The organism is Streptomyces sp. NPDC003247, assembly GCF_042888135.1.
Classification (GTDB): domain Bacteria; phylum Actinomycetota; class Actinomycetes; order Streptomycetales; family Streptomycetaceae; genus Streptomyces.
The window spans coordinates 222,443-239,624 of the sequence record NZ_JBIAPF010000010.1 but is presented as its reverse complement, the minus strand read 5'-3'; the positions used below and the strand labels follow the sequence as shown (position 1 = coordinate 239,624).

Here is a 17,182-nt window from a genome sequence, read left to right as displayed (position 1 = left end):
CGCCGCCGACGTCGTCAACGGGCTTCCAGTGCGCCACACGAGAAGTCGTACACCGCGAAGTCGGTGACCGGGCGATACCCGATCCTCTGGTAGAGGCCGTTGCTCGTGGGGTTGGCCAGGTCCGCGAACAGCAGCACCTCTGCCGCGCCAGCGGCCAGCGCGGCCCGGCTCACCTCGACCGTCGCGGCGCCTCCGTAACCCCGGCCGCGTAGGAGGGCCGGGGTGTAAACGGGTGCCACCCGGATCTGACCGGCGACCATCGGGGTCATACCTGCCATGGAAACGGGCGTGCCGTCCGGGGTCTGCCAAAACCTGACGCGTCCGTCGGCGATGCGCGTGTCCGCCCATGAGCTGCTGTCCGCAGAGGGGGTTTCCCCGATGTCGTTGACGAACTCGCGGTGCCAGAGCATGAGTCGCTCACGGTCCTCCTCGCCCGCGATCCGCCCCCGGCCTTCAGGGAACGGCTCCGGTGGCGTGAGAGTGCCCAGACGGTACAGGCGCTTCCGCTCGTGCAGCGTCGGTATCGCGCCCGTGTGCCGCTGCCATGCCTCGGCGAAGGAGGTAGCGGTGTCGCGGTCCGCGTTGACGCCGGGGAGGGGGTGGGCGAGGCCGGCTAGGTGGGCGGCGAGGCAGTCGGCCTCTTCGGGGGTGAGGGGCGTGAGGGCCAGGCGGCGGGGCGGGGTACGGAAGAAGGTCGCGCAGACCTCACCCGCCCGTTCCAGCAGGCCGAAGACGGGGGCGTCGGAACCGTACGCGTCCGCCCCGCGCGTCCGCAGCGCCTCGGTCACCGTCAGCGGGACGGTGTGCAGGGTGGGACGCGAGTGCAGGAAGTCTTTGGCGCGAACGAGAAAGTCGTCGAGGTCTTCGGTCAGGTGCCAGCCATCCGGACTCATGCCTCATGATCCCGCGTACTGTCGGCGTGCGCCCGCGGTTTTCCGCTGGGCGAGGGGGCAAGGCCTTCTGTGCCGCGTGGAAGCCACTCGCCGGCCCGCCAGCCCAAGGAGGTGTCTTTGCACGTCACATGGCTCCATCCTTCGTCGCTGATCAGAGCCGCTGTCGTCCACCGACCTGGTGACTCATCGCGGGTCATCCCCTCGAAGATCGAATCGGTCATCCGCACGTCAGGCAGCGCATCGGAGCTGAGGAGCCCCTCCTCCACCAGACGTTCAGCCATGCGGAAACCGTGATCGAAGTCGAGGGCGATCTCATCCGTCACGACGCCGTGTTTCTCCAGCCATGCGATCTGGACCAGCGCAGGCGCCGCGACCACGGCCAGCGCCTCCATCGAGAGGCGACGGCGCGACGCGGGATCGGGAGTCTCCACACCCGCGATCGTCCCACGTCCCCGAGCCACAGCACGCACCTGTTCGACCATCCCCGGTACCCCGACTTGACGCGCTCAGCGCCCGAGGTGCCTTACCCCCCACGCGCACGAGAGGAGATCGACATTCGTGGCCCTGCACCTCTATGAGGTCGACGTCCCGATACACGACACCACCGACCCGGCCCGGCACGGTGTGCACGTCTTCACCGGCGTCGCCGACTCCCCCGCCGCGGTCCTGCGCCGCGCCCACGAGGTGTACGACGCCGCGCTCGCCGCCGCGCACACGGCCGGACTCGAGATCCCCGGCAGGCAGCCGGACAGCTGGGGAGCGCGCGGGCTCAGGCCCGGTTGGCAGATGGAGTGGCCCGCTGGGAAGGCAGGCCCTGGAACCCGCGGATGCCACTGCTCTTCCAGTGGCGCCGCAGTGACGAGAGCTTCCGCCTCTCACCGAAGTTCCCGCGCGAAGCCCTCCAGGAAGTACTGGCGTCCACGAATCTCACCGACTCGGCCGGACAGCCCTTGGATTTCTCGCCCCATGACTTCCGGGCACTACGTCCCAGCGAGGAGTACCGGACCCCGACCAACGAGGAATGGGACGCCTTCCTCGGGCACTTCGAGCGACGCAAACTCCCGATCGGAATCTGCGCTCGCGCATTCGATGCTCCATGCTCCGGCCGGATCCGGCTCAGAGACACCGCCTCGTCGAGATTCGCGACAACCTGATTGCCCGAATCACCGAAGCCGAACAGGAGTCCTGGCTCGGTGAGATCGAGGGACTGCAAGTCAGACTGGCCGGCGCAGAGCAGGTCCGTCAACACCAAGTGATCGATCTCGGCATGCCCAGCTTCAACCAGATCGCGACACGGATCAGTACGGCAGGAGGGCCATCAAGTTAACCAATTGGCCAAACTCAGGAGCAGTCGGTGGACGTCAGCTACTTCGATGCCCACGGGCACGTTCCGCCGCGCGTGGCCCTGCTGCCGGCCGCGGTGGCGGGCATCCTGCTCACCGCGCCGGCGGGCAGCGCGCGGATCATGCAGTCGCGCGCGACCGCCCGCAAGCACCGCCGGGCCGACCACAGGGCTGTGAAGGCCGAGGCCAAGGACTCGTCGAAGGCCCGACGGCAGCCCGGACTACCGGGAGCCCGCCACAGGCCGCGACTTGTAGAAGGACTCCTCCAGGTAGGCGGCCTCGTGCGGCTGGTAGGGCTCCTCCAAGTAGGCGGCCTCGTCCTCGTCGAGTTCGACGTCCACCGCGGCGACCGCATCGGCCAGCTGGGCCGGCTTGGTGACCCCGACGATGGGCGAGGTCACCGCCGGGTTGCGCATGACCCAGGCCAGGGCGACCTGGGCCGGGGACAGACCCCGCTTGGCCGCGACCTCGTGGACGCGCTCGGCCACCGCCTGGTCCCCGTCGCGGTAGAGGATCTTGCCGCCCTCGTCGGTCTCGGCACGCGCCGTGGCGGTGTCCCGGGCCCGCGTCAGCCTGCCCCGCGCCAGCGGGCTCCACGGGATCACGCCGATGCCCTGGTCGGCGCAGAGCGGGAGCATCTCCCGTTCTGCCTCCCGGTGGATGAGGTTGTAGTGGTCCTGCATCGACACGAACCGGGTCCAGCCGTTCAGGTCAGCCAGGTACAGGGCCTTGGCGAACTGCCAGGCGTACATGGAAGAGGCTCCGATGTAGCGGACCTTCCCGGACTTGACCGCGTCGTGCAGCGCCTCGAGGGTTTCCTCGATCGGGGTGTCGTAGTCCCAGCGGTGGATCTGGTACAGGTCGATGTAGTCGGTCCCCAGTCGCTTCAGGGAGGCGTCGAGCTCGGCGAAGATCGCCTTGCGGGAGAGCCCGGCGCCGTTCGGTCCGGGGCGCATCCGCATCCAGACCTTGGTGGAGAGAACGACCTCCTCGCGCGGGGTGAAGTCCTTGACCGCCTGGCCGACGATCTCCTCGCTGCTTCCGGCGCTGTACCCATTGGCCGTGTCGAGGAAGTTGACGCCGTTCTCAAGGGCCTGCTTGATGATGTCCCGGCTGGCGTCCGCGCCCAGCGACCAGGGCTCGCCGCCCCGGTCCGGCTCGCCGAAGCTCATACAGCCGAGGGTGATGGCGGAGACTTCCAGTCCGGTCGTTCCGAGTTTGATGTATCGCATGCTTCCGAACCTAGGATTTGGAGTGCGCTCCAACGCAAATACGTCTCGATCCGGAATTCGGAGGCGTGGGACATCTGCGCCCTGCCGGGTTTCGGCCGTTCCGGCCAGACGTGCCAGAGAACCCAGTGGTAGCGAGTAACAAACCGTCAATTCAGCCGAGCGCGTGGGGCACTACTCAGCCCCCCGACCGCAAACCGCCCTCGCGGATCCGTCGCCACGACCGATCATCGCTCGATCACCAAGAGATTCCGCCGGCCCGGGCGGCGGTATCGCGGCGCTCGCGACGGCGCCCCTACCCGCGGCATCTCTTAGTTCAGAGAAGAGTTCGCCGTCGTCCTCCAGCTGCGCGCCGCGGGCCTGGAGCAGCGCCTCGCGCAGCTGGTCCGCATGCTCCGCACCCCCGTCGTCCTGGACGACGGCCGCACGGTCGACGTCGCCGCCTCGGTCGGCACCGCGACCCCGCACGCGGTCGGAACAGGCGACCTGGCGGCGTTGCAGCGGGCTGCCGACGCTGCCCTGTACGGCGGGAAGCACTCCGGCCGGGCGGTCCTGGCGACCGCCGCGCACGCCGCCACGCCGTCCGTCAACGGACGCCGGGCCGGGCGTCCGGGCACCGCGGTGTGGGGGCGGGCCGCGTGAGCGCGGCCCCGGCCGTGCCCGAGGGCGACTGGATCGGCGGCCTCAGCATCCGGCATCCGTACGCCGTCTGCATCCTTGCCGGGGCCAGGACGATCGAGAACCGGTCCCGGCCGTGGCGGCCGGGTTGGGTGCTGCTGCACGCGAGCGGGACCGTCGACCGCCCCGCCCTGCGCCTCCCGCCGGTCGGCCGCACGATCCGCGGCCTGCAGCTGGTGACCGGGGCCGTGATCGGCGTGGCCCGGATCACCGACTGCCACCAGGACCCCGAAGGAGCGCCGCCCTGCACCGAGTGGGCGCATCCGGGCGCCTGGCACCTGGTCCTTGCCGACGTCCAGGAGCTGCCTCTGCCTGTCCCGCACGCGGGCAGGTCGTTCCCCGGCGGCCCACGCCGGACCTGGTGGCGCGGGTGTTCCAGCAGCTGCCCGGCTTGCGGCCGTGACCCGCCCGCGAGGCAGGAAGCCGCTGTTCGATCCCGGGCTGATCCCGGCTCCCGGCGCGCTTCTGGAATGGCGCGACAGCCGGCACTTCGACCGCTGGCAGGGACCGGCCCTGCGTGCTGTGCACCCGGCCCACACCGATGCGCTCCCACCACGGGGAGCCCGTCCACAAGTCGTGCGCGGAGGACTGGATCACCGCCGATCCCGTGGAAGCACGGCTCGGGCGGTTCGCCTCCGGCACCAAGCCCAAAGGTCAGGGCCAGGGCGAGGGCGACGACCACGCGTGAACCCCCTCCCCGTCGCCTGATCACTCCGCAAGGAGGGCTCATCCATGAGCCGAAACACCCCACCGGCCGTCCTGGCCGACCCTCGGATCCCCTTCCCCCACACCGAGCACCGGCTGGTCTGCCGAACGAACCCGCACCTGTTCCTCCACGACACCAGCGACAACAGCCCCGACGACCTCGCCCGCATCGACCGCGCCCGCACCGCCTGTGGCACCTGCCCCATCGCGGGGCCGGCTGCCTCAAATCACAACCGCGAGCTCCTACTGCTCGCCCAGCGCACGTAGGAGGCGCCGTGTTCACCGACTGGACCCAGGCCCTCGAAGCCGAATCCCTCCCGCTCGAACCCAGCACCGAGCAGCAGCCCGCCGCCGCCTGCCGCGTCACCGCACGCAACGCCCGCGACAAGGACGACCTCGCACACCTCCAAGCCGGAGCCGGAGCTGACGGTTCTCCATCACCACCTGGTGCAGTGCACCGACCAGTGCCTCATTGTCGGCTTTCAGGCGGTCGGTCTCCTTCAGCACCTGCACACTACCGGCCGCATGGGCGGTGCCCGGAGTGGTCCGCCCGGCCGCCCGGGGCCACTTCTCGCGAGGGAGCCGAGCCGCCCCACCGCGTGTCGGTCGCCCGGCCGTGCGGACCACAGCGCGCGCGGTCCGCGCTGGACGCCTTCGCCTCCGTCCTCCCGGCCGCGAGTGATCCCCGCCCGTGCCAGGACGCCGTCGATGTAGACGTCGACCTTGCCCATGTTCGGCTGCGTCATGCCGAGGTACCGGACGGCGGACTCGGTGAACGCGTAGTGGAAGGATTCGCCCGCCTTACTCGTGTACTTCTCGGACCCGCCGTAGTCCTGTGTGTCCTTCCAGGTCGTCCAGGCGGAGGAGTAGGTGACGAGGGGGCTCGTCTCGTCGACGTAGGTCCACGCCTGGCGTACGACGTACTGTGAAGGGGCGGACACCTTGCCCTGCGCGTCCACGATGTAGAGGTGGTAGTCGCCGGGTTCGGGCGGGATCCTGATCGCCGTCGCGGTTCCGGACGCCTTCGTCATGGTGGCGCCGGCTGCGAACGTCGTCGTGCCGGCGGGAGCCAGCCAGAGGGTCGTGGACGCGTCATCGGGGCTGCGGACGGGAACGGACGGTACCCCCTTGGCGGTGAACGTGTGTGAACCCGACTCCCAGGCCCAGGGGGCCTGGCCGGCCGTCACGGAGTACGTTCCGTAGCATCCCGCCGAGGTGATCGTCTTCGAGGCCATGGTGGCACGTGTGTCGTCGACGTAGAGCGCGCGGAGCTTGTCGTCACGGTCGAGCGGGGCCTGCCAGATGTTGCCGCTGTGCTGGGTCCAGCCGGTCACCTGGACTCCTCCGTTCAGGACCGGTTTCTCCTGCGGGAAGGCGGTGTACACGACATGGTGGCCGTTCGTTCCGGAGTCGGCCGGTGTGAAGTCGATCGTGCCGCTCACGGGGTGGTTTCCGCCCGGAGACAGACGTGGATGTCCCCCGTCATGTCGCTGTTGACCGTGCGCACGACGTCCCGCGCGTGCTGCAGGGTCCGGAACGGCTGCGTGAGGGTGCCGGGGTTGGCGTCGTCGCCGTCCGGGGCGACGTAGTACGTCGCCTGGATCGCGGCCGGGGCCGCGGTCGAGGCCGAGGCGGTGGCGGGCAGCACGAGGGCGGCCGGCAGGACAGTGGCGGGCACCATGGCGAGTTCCGCGAGGCAGGCGCGGGCGGAGGTGAGGACCGGTGGCTTCATGGCCGGCCTGCTGTGCTGGTTCTGGCGGTGGGAAGGACGTTCATTCGGCGGCTCCGTGAGTGCTGTCGGGGTGATCGAGGCAGATCCGGGGCATCGCCGGGCCCTTGGGCGTGCCGGGCCGGCGCGTCGGTGAGCGGCACCGGCCCGCGGATCGGGGGAAGGGCCGGCCGTGCCCGCCGCGGCGGGCACGGCTCGTCCGAGGGCCGGACGTCCGGCGGCGCGGGTCAGGAGTAGATCTGCACCTCCACCAGTCCCGCCGCCCAGGTGGCCGAGTTCTTGTTGTGGTCGTTGACGACCTTGGAGACGCTCAGGCGGACGTATCGGCAGGTGCCGTTCAGGGCGTCGCTGGTGAAGCCGACCACGGTGTTGTCCGAACGGTCCGTCAACGTCGTCCAGGACGTGCCGTCGGTGCTGCCGGACACCGTGTACCCGGCATACGTCTCGGAGCCGTTGTAGGCGCGCCAGCTGATGTCGATACGGCTCAGCTCCTGGGCGGAGCCCAGGTCGACCGTCCAGTCGAAGGGAACCGCGGCCGGCTTGAAGTACGAGGAACTGTCGCCCGTGGTGTTGAGGTTGAAGAAGTTCCCGTCGTTGGCGACGGAGCCCGCGTGGGCGGCGTCGCTCGCGGTCGCGGTGACCGGCCTGCCCTGGGAGACCAGGGTGTTGGAGGGTGTCCTCACCGCGCCGTTCGCGTGGTTGACCGACCAGCTGGGGAGGTACGGCATCGACACGCCGGGCGATGAGCCGTCGACGCCGGTGAACGACAGCGGGAGCCAGACGTAGGTGGAGGATCCCAGCGCCGCCGGGTTCCAGCGGTCGCCCAGGTAGATGTGGCGGGTGGGGCCCGTCTTCGTTTCGACGGTGAGGATGTTTCCCGGCTGGCTGTAGAAGGTGGTGTTGTTGCCCACCGGTGCGAGCGCGGACCAGCCGTCGGGGTCGTCGGGGTCGTCGGTGTACGCGAACAGGCACTGGTTGGGGTACCAGCCGGACTGGGCGGAGGTGAGCAGGAAGTAGCGGTCCCCCACCTTCACCATGGCGGGCGCTTCACGCCGCTTGCCGACGAACAGGGGGTAGGAGCCGCCCCAGTCGACATCCTGGTAGTCGGTGCTGAGCCGGTACACCCGCATGTCGGTCCCGCTCTCGGTGGAGATCAGGTAGGCGGTGGTGGAGTCCGGGTCCTTGTAGACCGTGAAGTCGCGGGAGGCGTGACCGTACAGGCCGTCGCCGGCGGTGTAGGTGGGGTCGACGGCGGTGGAGGCGACGGTGCCGGCGCCGGGCCGGAAGTGCCGCTGGAAGACGTAGTCGCCGCCCACGGTGTCACAGGTGGCCACCATCAGGTGTGAGGCACTGTAGTCCTGCGCGTTCTCCCAGTGGCCCCAGAGGACGAAGGTGCGGGTGGCCTCGTTGTAGACCAGCTTCGGGCGTTCGATCTTGCACGAGTTGAGCGCCGGCGCGCTGTCCTTGGTCAGGATGTTGTTGACGAAGGTCCAATTGAGCAGATCGGCGGACCGGTACAGCGCGATGTTGGAGAAGAGGGCGCTGTCGTCGCTCTTGTCCTCGCCGACCCAGTAGTAGTGCGGGCCGACCTTCAGGTAGCCGCCGCCGTGGGCCTGGATCGCCTTCCCGCTGGTGTCGAGCCAGGTGCCGCCTACGGGGAAGGCGCTGTACGCCGAGGTGCCCGCCCACGCCGGCGACGCGACGGCCGACGGAAGGGCCGCGCCGAGCGCGGTCAGGGACACGGCTCCCAGGAACACCCGGCGGGAAGGACCGGGGGGAAGGGACCGGGGATCGTTGTCACGGGTCATGGTGATGCGGCTCCTCGCCGTGAGAGGTAGGGATCGAGGGTCCGGCGGGCCTGGCGTGTGCGCCCGGACGGACTGGGCGCGCCACGCGGGGAGGACCACCGACCGGGTTGTCGGTGGGCACGGGCCTCGCACGCCCGTCGGCTCCGTGCGGACGTGCGAGAGACCCGGTTGCGAGCCCGCTGGGATCTGGCCAGCCAATTGAGCGCCCGGTTGGCACAGGGGTCAACGAGCCGGAATCGAAGCGATCAGCAACGATCAGCACCGATCGCCGACGCCGGACGAACACGCCGGACGAACACGCCGGACGAACACGCCGGCCGGACGGGCGGCGGGAGTCTGCGCGGAACAACGAAAAGAGGCAGGTCCGGACCTGGCGGGGAACGGTGCGATCCGTGCGGTTTCCGGCCGCGCCTCCTGGCACGGGCAGTACGTCCTCGTGATGCCACGCCCATGCCAGGCCCGTCTCCTCGGCTGCATCGCGGCGACGGCTGCTTTCGCATTCATTGGCGACGGCCCTATCAGAACATCTCAAACCAACCTAAAAGCGTGATCGCTTCTGATCGATTCGCTTCGACTCAGTTACAGCTCTGGCCGATGTGCCCTTCGGCGCACTATTCCTGTCCGAGCGTCTTCCGGCCAGATCACGAGCTCTCCCCCGGAACACGTCTGTCAGCTGCCCCGAGGAAGAGGAACCCGTACCCCATGCGGACCAAGCCCCATGCTCTGGTCGTGATGAGCAGGTCGAGCTTCGAGGCGCACTTCGACCCGTCGCGGCTGGAGCGCCTTGCCGAACTGGTGACGTTGGACGCCCCGTGCTGGACCGACGGCCTCGACACCCCGCACGCACGCACGCGGCTGGCACGCGCCGAGGTGCTGATCACGTCGTGGGGAGCACCCGAGCTGACCCCGGCCCGCCTCGCGGCGGCACCCCGGCTCAAGGCGGTGCTGCACGGTGCGGGCAGCGTACGGGGGCTGGTGGGGGACGAGGTCTGGCGCCGCGGCATCCAGGTGACCAGCGCGGCTGACGCCAACGCCGTCCCGGTCGCGGAGTACACGCTGGCTGCCGTCATCTTCGCCGGCAAGAAGGCACCGTTCCTGGCAGCCGACGAACGGCGGGCCTACGGCGGCTGGGGTTCGGTCACCGGCTACGGCGATCTGTCCAACTTCGAGCGCACCGTGGGCATCGTCGGCTTCTCACGCATCGGCCGGCGTGTGGTCGAGCTGCTCAAGGTGCTCGGCGGTACCACCTGCCTGGTGGCCGACCCCTACGCGGACCCTGAGGAAGTGGCCCGCGCGGGAGCCCGGCTGGTGACACTCGACGACATGCTGCCGCAGGTGCACGTGTTGTCCGTGCACGCCCCCGAACTCCCCGAGACCCACCACCTCATCGGAGCCGAGCAACTGCGCCGGCTCCCCGACGCGGCGACACTCATCAACACCGCCCGCGGCAGTCTGGTCGACTCCGACGCCCTGGCGGCGGAGTGCGCCTCGGGACGGCTGTTCGCGATCATCGATGTCACCGACCCCGAGCCGCTGCCCGCCGACTCACCTCTGCGGCACACGGCCCGCGTGATGGTCACCCCCCACATCGCCGGCTCACTGGGCACCGAGATCGGCCGGCTGACCGATCACGTGCTCGACGAGCTGTCCCGTTGGACCTCCCACCAGCCCCTTCGATCCGAGATCACCGCAGAGCACTGGGCCCTCGGCGTCGGCGCCTGATCACACCACGAGCCCTTGCCCAGTCGGACCATCACCCGCACGCTCAAAGGAGAGCAGCCCCATGAAGAAGAACCGCACCCTTCTCGCCTCACTGGCCGTGGTGTCGAGCCTGGTCGCCACCGCCTGCGACGCCAGCGGGTCGAGCACCGCCTCCGACGGCCGTACCGTCGTCAAGGTCGCCCTGTGGAACTACGCGACCACGCCCGAGTGGAAGGCGCTGATCGACGGCTTCGAGGCCAAGAACCCCGACATCGACGTCCAGCCGGTCGACATCCTCGCCGACGACTACTCCGACAAGGTCACCACCATGCTGGCCGGCGGAGACACCACCGACGTCCTGACCATGAAGAACGTCACCGATTACGCCCGGTACGCCACGCGAGGCCAGCTCATGCCCCTCACCGACGTGGCCGCCGAGCGTTCCGCCCAGGCGTACTCGGGACTGGAGGACTTCGATCTGCAGGGCAAGTACTACGCCCTCCCGTACCGGCAGGACTTCTGGGTCCTCTACTACAACAAGGCGTTGGTCGGCGACGCCGACCTGTCGCACCTGACGTGGTCGCAGTTCGGGGACCTCGCGGAGGAGTCCACCAAGGGCTCCGGGACCTCCAAGGTGTACGGAACCTACCTGCACACCTGGCGTTCCGTGGTCCAGGCGATCGCCTCGGCACAGACCGGCGGTGATCTGCTGAGCGGCGACTACGCGTTCATGAAGGACCAGTACACGGTGGCCCTGGACCTGCAGAAGGCGAAGGCCACGATCCCGTTCTCGACCGCGTCGAGCCAGAAGATCACCTATGACTCGCAGTTCACCACCGGCAAGGCCGCCATGGTGCCGATGGGCACCTGGTGGGCGGCCGCGCTCCTGGCGGAGAAGGCCGAGGGGAAGAACGACGTCGACTGGGGCATGGCCCCGATACCCCAGCGCACGGACGACGGCAAGGCGGTCACCTTCGGCTCGCCGACCGCGTTCGCCGTCAACAAGAAGGCCCGGAACGCCGACGCCGCCGAGAAGTTCGTGACCTGGGCTTCGGGGCCGGAAGGGGCCGCCGCCATCGCCAAGATCGGGGTGGTCCCCTCCTACACCGACGGCAAGATCATGGACACCTTCTTCGGCGTGACGGGCATGCCCGACGACGCGACGTCACGGAAGGCGATGCAGCCCTCCCAGGTGCAGCTGGAGATGCCGGTCAGTGACAAGTCCTCCGACATCGACCAGATCCTCACCGAGGAACACCAGTTGGTGATGAGCGGCGAGACGTCCCTCGACAAGGGCATCACGGAGATGGACGACCGGGTCAAGAAGGAGGTCAAGTGAGCACGGTCTCACGGAGCACACGGCCTTCCTCCGTGTCCCACGCCACCGCGGCCAAGCGCCGCGGGCGCCGCAACACGCTGATCGGGTGGACCTTCGTCCTCCCCAACTTCCTCGGCTTCGCGGCCCTCACGCTCGTCCCCGTCCTCGGCGCGCTGGCCGTCTCCTTCACCCAGTGGGACTCCTACAGCACACCCACGTGGATCGGCCTGGACAACTTCCGCCGGATGGGGGACGACGACAACTTCTGGACGGCGCTGGAGAACACGTTCTACTACGCGGGAGGCCACATCCCGCTCACCCTGGCGGTGTCCCTGGGGCTGGCGGTCCTGCTCAACCAGAAGCTGCGCGGCGTCAAGATCCTCCGGACGGCGTTCTTCTTCCCCTACGTCACCTCGCTCGTGGCCGTCGCGGTGGTGTGGAACATGCTGCTGAGCCCGGACGTCGGCCCGGTCAACCAGATCCTGCACTCCCTCGGCGTCGCCCACCCGCCCGGCTGGACGACCTCCCCGCAGTGGGCGATGCCGGCCCTGATCATCGCGAGCGTGTGGCGGGACATGGGCTACTACATGGTCCTGTTCCTGGCCGGCCTGCAGACCGTCCCCGCCGAACTCTACGAGGCGGCGCGGATGGACGGGGCCGGGCCGTGGAGGCGGTTCTGGCACGTCACCCTGCCGTGCCTGCGTCCCACGACCTTCTTCGTTCTGGTCATGCTCACGGTCTCCAGCTTCAAGGTCTTCGACCTCGTGCAGGTCATGACCGAGGGCGGCCCGGGGCGCTCCACCCTGGTCCTCTCCCAGTTGATCTTCCGTGAGGGCATCACCCAGGGGCGCTTCGGATACTCCTCCGCGATCTCGCTCGCGCTCTTCGTGATCTGCCTGGTGATCACCGCCGTACAGTTCCAGTTCCAGCGAAGGAGCGAACGATGAGCACCGCCCTGCTCCGGAAGGACAGCATCCGCTCCCACACGTCCCCCGGGGACCCGGTCTCCCCTCCCGGCGGCCGCCCGCAGCGGGCGCTGCGGCTGGCCGGCCGCATAGCGCTCCACGCGGCCCTGGTAGCCGTGGCGGCGGTCGTCCTGCTGCCGTTCGTCTGGATGCTGATCTCGTCGGTCAAGGCCGACCAGGACGTCTTCACCGTACCCATCCAGTGGATCCCCCACGAGTTCCACTGGGACAACTTCAGCAACATCTGGACAGCCATCCCGCTCGCCGCCTACCTGGGCAACTCGCTCTTCCTCAGCGTCGTGATCACCTTCCTCCAGGTGCTCACGGGCAGCTTCGCCGCCTACGGCTTCGCCAAGATGCGCTTCCCGGGCCGGGATCTGCTGTTCGCCGGCTACATCGCCACCATCGCGGTGCCCTGGCAGGCCTACATGATCCCGCAGTACATCATCATGCAGAAGCTCGGCCTGGTGAACACCCACCTCTCCCTGATCCTTCTCCAGGCGTTCGGGGCGTTCGGCGTCTTCCTGATGCGGCAGTTCTACCTGACCATCCCCGACGAGATCAGCGAGGCCGCCCGCCTCGACGGACTGAGCGAATACGGGATCTGGGCGCGGATCATCCTCCCGCTGTCCAAGCCGGCCCTGGCCAGCCTCGCTCTGCTGACCTTCGTCAACACCTGGAACGACTACATGGGCCCGTTCATCTACCTGACGGACAACAGCCTGTGGACGGTGCAGCTCGGACTGCGTTCCTTCATCGGCCAGTACGACGCCCAATACGCGATGATCATGACCGGCTCGGTGCTGTCCGTGCTGCCGATCCTCCTGCTGTTCCTGCTCGGTCAGCGCTATTTCGTGCAGGGCATCGCGACCACCGGAGTCAAGGGATGACAGGGGTGGGGTTCATGGCCGGCCGAGACACGACCGCCCCCGCCGGCGCCTCACGGGCACGCCTCAACGTCGCCTACGGCTCCTGGGAGCTCATCTGGTCCCACGTCCACCGCGTGCTGGTGGTCAACCTCGGGATGGCGGCGGCCAACCTGCCGCTGCTGGCCGCTCTTCAGATGAGCCACCAGCCCTGGCGCCACCCGGTGGTCTTCGGCCCGCTCCTCCTGCTGACCCTGCCCTCCCTCGCCGCCGCCTTCGCCTGCCTCGACCAGGCGGGCGAGGACGGGCAGGCGTCCCTCCTCGCGTTCGCGCGGAGCTGTGCGAGGCTCTTCCTCCCGGCCCTCCGGGTCGGCGGTCCGCTCCTGCTGACGGCGGTCGCCGCCGTCGCCGACGTCGTGGCCCTCCGGGGGACGGAGGCAGGCTTGGCGCTCATCCCCATGGCGGTGGTGATCGCTGTACTGGCGACGCTGTCAGGGGTCGTCGCGCTGACTGAGGTGGCCGCCCACGGCCGGGTCGGACGGCGGATCTTCCTCCTGGCGCCGTTGGCCGTCGTCCGGCACCGGCTGGTCTCCGCGATGAACCTGGTCCTGATCGCGGTGGGACTCCTGCTGGTCAACCAGGCCCCGCTGCTGGGGCTCGCCGTCGTGCCGGGCTGCGTCCTCTTCGTGGTGTGGCGCAACTGCCGGTCCATGGCCCTCCTCACCGATCCGACCTGACACCCCTTGCCAGCCAGCACCAGGAGGGATTCGATCACTACCGACACATCGACCAGGAACGGTGCGGTGGTCACCACCGGCGTGCCGACGGAAGGCGTCGTGGGAGGCAGGCCGACGGAAGGCGTCATGGGAGGCAGGCCGACGGAAGGCGTCATGGGAGGCAGGCCGATGGGAGGCGTCGTGGGAAGGAGGACGAGCGATGGCTCTGGCTGCTGAGCGCCAGGAGAGAATCCTCGCCGCGGTCCGCAGGCACGGCATGGTGCGCCTGGCGGACCTGGTGAATCAACTGGGTGTCACAGCCGTGACGGTCCGCAGGGACGTGACGCTCCTCGCCGACCGCGGACTCGTGCAGCGCGTGCACGGAGGCATCGCCCTGCCCCACCGGGTGCAGGCCCAGCAGCCCCGGGAATCCACGCCGGGCGCCTATGGCCCGATGACACCCCGTGCCCTCGTGGGCATGGTGGTGCCCTCCATGGAGTACTACTGGCCTCCCGTCATCCAAGGCGCGCACACCGCGGTCGCCGCCGCCGACGGCCGTCTCATCATGCGTGCCTCCCGCTGGGACGATGCCGTCGAAGACCGACGCCAGGTCAGCTCCCTGCTGGAGCGCGGAGTGCAGGCGCTGCTGGTGGCCCCCGCCACCGAAGGAGACGTCGGGAGGGAACTGCTGCGCTGGTTCAAGTCCCTGCACCTGCCGGTGATCCTCGTCGAGCGCCGGCCCCCTCCGGAGCTCGCCACGCTCGCGCTGGACTCCGCCACGACCGCACACGCGGTGGGTGCGGGCCTGGCGGTGCGGCATCTGGTCACCCTGGGACACCGCAGGATCTCGCTGATCACCACCCGCCAGAGCCCGACCAGCAAGGCGCTGCGCGCCGGATGGCAGGACGCGATCGAGACGCTGGGCCTGCCGTCGCACGACGGCCTGGATCTGGAGGTGCCCTCCTACGGGGACCCGGGGTGGGCGGAGGCCTATACCGACGTCCTGAAGCACGTTCGCGCCGCCGGGGTCCGCGCCATGCTGGTCCATTCGGACCGCGAGGCCATCGGTCTGAGCGAACAGGCCCGGGAGTTGGCTCTCACGGTTCCGGACGACCTGGCGATCGTCACCTACGACGACGAGATCGGAGCGGCGTCGGACCCGGCCCTCACCGCGGTTCGACCGCAGAAGCACCGGCTCGGCATGCTCGCCGCCCAGCTCGCCCTGGCCCACCTCGCGGACGTCAGCGGAGAGTGGCCCGTACACCGCATAGAGCTGTGGCCCAACGTCGTCGTACGGGAGTCCTGCGGTGCCGTGCCCCTGCCCGACGGGCCATGACCACCCCGGCGGCACTCTCGGCCGCCGTTCACCTGTGTACGGCTCGCCGTTCCGCCCTCGCGGCACCCCGGGCCCGCGACATCCCCGACGATCACGAGGAAGCCAGATGCTCGCAATGAACCGACCGGCGGGGACACGGTGAACGACGCCGAACACATGGCTTCCCTGATCCGTGCCGCCGCCGCGGCGGCACGCTCGGAAGCGGAAGCCGGTCTGCCCGCCCTGGCGTTCTCCCAGTACCGGCGTTTCGCCGGCGAGGGCGACCGCCTCGGGTACGAGACGCTCTACTTCCGCCGGCGTGCCCATCTGACGGCCCTGGCGGCGGAGGCCCTCGTCGCCCCCACGGCCGACACCGGGCTCCTCCAGGACGCTCTGTGGTCGGTCTGCGACGAGTACACCTGGGCGCTGCCGGCACACGAGGAGCAGGCAGCCGTCATGGGCCGGGGAATGGACCGGTGCCTCGATCTCTTCGCGGCCCTCACCGCTCACCTGCTCGCCGAAACCGTGCAGCGGTGCGGCGAGCGTCTCGACCGGAAGGTCACCGACCGCGTCCGCGCCGAGGTGGAGCGGCGGGTGCTCTCACTGCTGGCCGAGGGACAGCCGCCGCTGCCGTGGGAGGCGTGGCCGCACAACTGGGCCGCGGTGTGCGGCGGAGCGGCCGGTATGGCAGCGATCGCGCTGTGGGAACCCGGGCCCCGCCTGGACGGGCTCCTCAGCCGGGTACGGCGGGCCATGGACGTCTACCTGTCCGGATTCGGCGAGGACGGGGGATGCGCCGAGGGGGTCGCTTACTGGGCGTTCGGGTTCTCCCACTTCGCGTACTTCGCGGAGGAGTCGCGGCGCGTCACCGGAGAGGACCTGCTGGACGACGCCAAGGTACGCGCCATCGCCGCCTTCCCTGTCGCGGTCCACATGGGCGGTGGGCTCTTTCCGGCCTTCTCCGACGGCGAGGAGAGGCCGCTGGTGCCCGCCGGCCTCGCCCACCTGCTGTCCTCGCGGCTGGGAATCGAGATTCCCGGCGTGGTCCGGCCCTCCGTGCTCCCCCGGGACTGGGGAGATGTCACCAGGGCTCTGCGATGGGGGAATCGGACCGCGACGGAACAGGTGGCGGCGCCTCCCGGTACGAGCCACCTGCCGGGGCTGGCCTGGGTCGTGGACCGGAGCGGTGGCACGGCCTTCGCCGCCAAGGGCGGTCACAACGCCGAACCGCACAACCACAACGACCTGGGCCACTTCGTGCTCGCCGCCGGCGGTGAGACACTCCTGACGGACCTGGGAGCCGGCGAGTACCGCCGGGGCTCCTTCGACGACAGCACCCGCTACGACTTCCTGCACAACTCCTCGGCGGGGCACTCCGTCCCGGTCGTCGCGTCCCGGACACAGAGCGCCGGCCGGCAGCACGCGGCTCGTGTCACGTCGTACGTGCCGGGCCCGGACGGCGTCGACTACACGCTCGACCTCACCGCGGCCTACGAGGTGGACGGTCTCCGTCGCCTGCGGCGCGCCTTCTCCTGGCAACGGGTTTCCGGAGACCTGCTCCTGACCGACGAGGTGGAGAACTCGCGTGCGCTCCCGGTGGACGAGGTGTTCATCAGCCGTGTGCCACCCCGCTGCGACGGGCGTACCGCCGTCTGGCGGGGCCGGACCGCGCAGGCGCGGCTGCTGATCCCCGACGGGTGCGTGGCCCACGAGGTGGAGACCCTGGAGACCACCGATCACCACGGCACACCCGAGACCGTCTTCCGTCTCCGGCTGCGCTTCGCCCTCGAAGCGGGCACCACGCGTCTGAGTTTCGGCTTCTCGCTCCGCGAGGACGGGGGCCGTGCGGACGCGGCAGAGACCGACCAGACCGGCCGTCGACCGTGATCGACAACCGCTGCCGGGACCGGTCTGCC

The 17,182-nt window shown here is 69.6% G+C and carries 15 protein-coding genes and 1 pseudogene; 10 read left to right on the top strand and 6 right to left on the bottom strand.

All coding sequences use genetic code 11. The features are described from left to right. Positions 1–14 precede the first annotated feature (14 nt). The 3 genes from ACFYWQ_RS30865 to ACFYWQ_RS30855 all read right to left on the bottom strand — a co-directional run bounded on the left by ACFYWQ_RS30865 (position 15) and on the right by ACFYWQ_RS30855 (position 3,468). On the bottom strand, positions 15–893 hold the full coding sequence (locus ACFYWQ_RS30865) for a GNAT family N-acetyltransferase (RefSeq protein ID WP_389520875.1): 879 nt from the start codon (positions 891–893) through the stop codon (positions 15–17). Next, a complete protein-coding gene (locus ACFYWQ_RS30860; protein ID WP_389520874.1) occupies positions 890–1,324 on the bottom strand; it encodes a hypothetical protein in 435 nt (144 codons plus the stop codon). Before ACFYWQ_RS30860 ends, ACFYWQ_RS30865 begins: the two co-directional genes overlap by 4 nt. Positions 1,325–2,457: 1,133 nt before the next feature. Beyond that, complete coding sequence (locus tag ACFYWQ_RS30855) at positions 2,458–3,468, bottom strand: aldo/keto reductase (RefSeq protein WP_389520873.1); 1,011 nt, start codon at positions 3,466–3,468, stop codon at positions 2,458–2,460. Between the two features lie 330 nt (positions 3,469–3,798). Between ACFYWQ_RS30855 and ACFYWQ_RS30850 the strand changes: the two are divergent. The 3 genes and pseudogenes from ACFYWQ_RS30850 to ACFYWQ_RS30840 form a co-directional block, all read left to right on the top strand. Then, positions 3,799–4,107: pseudogene (locus ACFYWQ_RS30850) on the top strand (GGDEF domain-containing protein); the annotation flags it as partial. 553 nt (positions 4,108–4,660) lie between these two features. Continuing rightward, positions 4,661–4,831 carry a hypothetical protein gene (locus tag ACFYWQ_RS30845; RefSeq protein ID WP_389520871.1) on the top strand — a complete coding sequence of 57 codons (171 nt, stop codon included), beginning with the start codon at positions 4,661–4,663 and terminating at the stop codon, positions 4,829–4,831. A 44-nt stretch (positions 4,832–4,875) separates the two neighbouring features. Beyond that, positions 4,876–5,115 carry a hypothetical protein gene (locus tag ACFYWQ_RS30840; protein WP_389520870.1) on the top strand — a complete coding sequence of 80 codons (240 nt, stop codon included), beginning with the start codon at positions 4,876–4,878 and terminating at the stop codon, positions 5,113–5,115. A 233-nt stretch (positions 5,116–5,348) separates the two neighbouring features. Here the strand turns inward: ACFYWQ_RS30840 and ACFYWQ_RS30835 are convergent, their stop codons facing one another. From ACFYWQ_RS30835 to ACFYWQ_RS30825, 3 genes are all read right to left on the bottom strand, one after another. Continuing rightward, positions 5,349–6,290 (bottom strand): hypothetical protein, encoded by a 942-nt coding sequence (locus ACFYWQ_RS30835; protein ID WP_389520869.1) that lies wholly within the window; start codon positions 6,288–6,290, stop codon positions 5,349–5,351. After that, positions 6,287–6,580, bottom strand: a complete 294-nt coding sequence (locus tag ACFYWQ_RS30830; protein WP_389520867.1) for a hypothetical protein — start codon at positions 6,578–6,580, stop codon at positions 6,287–6,289. Before ACFYWQ_RS30830 ends, ACFYWQ_RS30835 begins: the two co-directional genes overlap by 4 nt. A 224-nt stretch (positions 6,581–6,804) precedes the next feature. Then, positions 6,805–8,385, bottom strand: a complete 1,581-nt coding sequence (locus ACFYWQ_RS30825) for a discoidin domain-containing protein (RefSeq protein WP_389520865.1) — start codon at positions 8,383–8,385, stop codon at positions 6,805–6,807. Positions 8,386–9,087: 702 nt separating this feature from the next. Between ACFYWQ_RS30825 and ACFYWQ_RS30820 the strand changes: the two genes are divergently transcribed. The 7 genes from ACFYWQ_RS30820 to ACFYWQ_RS30790 all read left to right on the top strand — a co-directional run bounded on the left by ACFYWQ_RS30820 (position 9,088) and on the right by ACFYWQ_RS30790 (position 17,153). Further along, positions 9,088–10,107: a hydroxyacid dehydrogenase gene (locus ACFYWQ_RS30820; RefSeq protein ID WP_389520863.1), complete on the top strand. Its 1,020-nt coding sequence runs from the start codon at positions 9,088–9,090 to the stop codon at positions 10,105–10,107. 61 nt (positions 10,108–10,168) lie between these two features. Next, positions 10,169–11,425, top strand: coding sequence for an ABC transporter substrate-binding protein (locus ACFYWQ_RS30815; protein WP_389520861.1), 1,257 nt, complete (start codon positions 10,169–10,171; stop codon positions 11,423–11,425). Beyond that, on the top strand, positions 11,422–12,351 hold the full coding sequence (locus ACFYWQ_RS30810) for a carbohydrate ABC transporter permease (protein WP_389520859.1): 930 nt from the start codon (positions 11,422–11,424) through the stop codon (positions 12,349–12,351). Before ACFYWQ_RS30815 ends, ACFYWQ_RS30810 begins: the two co-directional genes overlap by 4 nt. After that, positions 12,348–13,259 (top strand): carbohydrate ABC transporter permease, encoded by a 912-nt coding sequence (locus ACFYWQ_RS30805; RefSeq protein WP_389520857.1) that lies wholly within the window; start codon positions 12,348–12,350, stop codon positions 13,257–13,259. Before ACFYWQ_RS30810 ends, ACFYWQ_RS30805 begins: the two co-directional genes overlap by 4 nt. A gap of 14 nt (positions 13,260–13,273) precedes the next feature. Further along, positions 13,274–13,972, top strand: coding sequence for a hypothetical protein (locus ACFYWQ_RS30800; RefSeq protein WP_389520855.1), 699 nt, complete (start codon positions 13,274–13,276; stop codon positions 13,970–13,972). Positions 13,973–14,171: 199 nt separating this feature from the next. After that, entirely contained in the window at positions 14,172–15,287 is a 1,116-nt protein-coding gene (locus ACFYWQ_RS30795) for a substrate-binding domain-containing protein (protein WP_389520853.1), read from the top strand. Positions 15,288–15,443: 156 nt separating this feature from the next. Continuing rightward, positions 15,444–17,153 carry a heparinase II/III family protein gene (locus ACFYWQ_RS30790; RefSeq protein WP_389520852.1) on the top strand — a complete coding sequence of 570 codons (1,710 nt, stop codon included), beginning with the start codon at positions 15,444–15,446 and terminating at the stop codon, positions 17,151–17,153. The last annotated feature ends 29 nt before the right edge of the window (positions 17,154–17,182 follow it).

What these genes read in the sequence shown, in the direction of transcription:
- ACFYWQ_RS30865 (WP_389520875.1), bottom strand. Translation starts at nt 893, where the DNA reads ATGAGTCCGGATGGCTGGCACCTGACCGAAGACCTCGACGACTTTCTC.
- ACFYWQ_RS30855 (WP_389520873.1), bottom strand. Translation starts at nt 3,468, where the DNA reads ATGCGATACATCAAACTCGGAACGACCGGACTGGAAGTCTCCGCCATC.
- ACFYWQ_RS30840 (WP_389520870.1), top strand. Translation starts at nt 4,876, where the DNA reads ATGAGCCGAAACACCCCACCGGCCGTCCTGGCCGACCCTCGGATCCCC.
- ACFYWQ_RS30830 (WP_389520867.1), bottom strand. Translation starts at nt 6,580, where the DNA reads ATGAAGCCACCGGTCCTCACCTCCGCCCGCGCCTGCCTCGCGGAACTC.
- ACFYWQ_RS30825 (WP_389520865.1), bottom strand. Translation starts at nt 8,385, where the DNA reads ATGACCCGTGACAACGATCCCCGGTCCCTTCCCCCCGGTCCTTCCCGC.
- ACFYWQ_RS30820 (WP_389520863.1), top strand. Translation starts at nt 9,088, where the DNA reads ATGCGGACCAAGCCCCATGCTCTGGTCGTGATGAGCAGGTCGAGCTTC.
- ACFYWQ_RS30815 (WP_389520861.1), top strand. Translation starts at nt 10,169, where the DNA reads ATGAAGAAGAACCGCACCCTTCTCGCCTCACTGGCCGTGGTGTCGAGC.
- ACFYWQ_RS30805 (WP_389520857.1), top strand. Translation starts at nt 12,348, where the DNA reads ATGAGCACCGCCCTGCTCCGGAAGGACAGCATCCGCTCCCACACGTCC.
- ACFYWQ_RS30800 (WP_389520855.1), top strand. Translation starts at nt 13,274, where the DNA reads ATGGCCGGCCGAGACACGACCGCCCCCGCCGGCGCCTCACGGGCACGC.
- ACFYWQ_RS30795 (WP_389520853.1), top strand. Translation starts at nt 14,172, where the DNA reads ATGGCTCTGGCTGCTGAGCGCCAGGAGAGAATCCTCGCCGCGGTCCGC.
- ACFYWQ_RS30790 (WP_389520852.1), top strand. Translation starts at nt 15,444, where the DNA reads ATGGCTTCCCTGATCCGTGCCGCCGCCGCGGCGGCACGCTCGGAAGCG.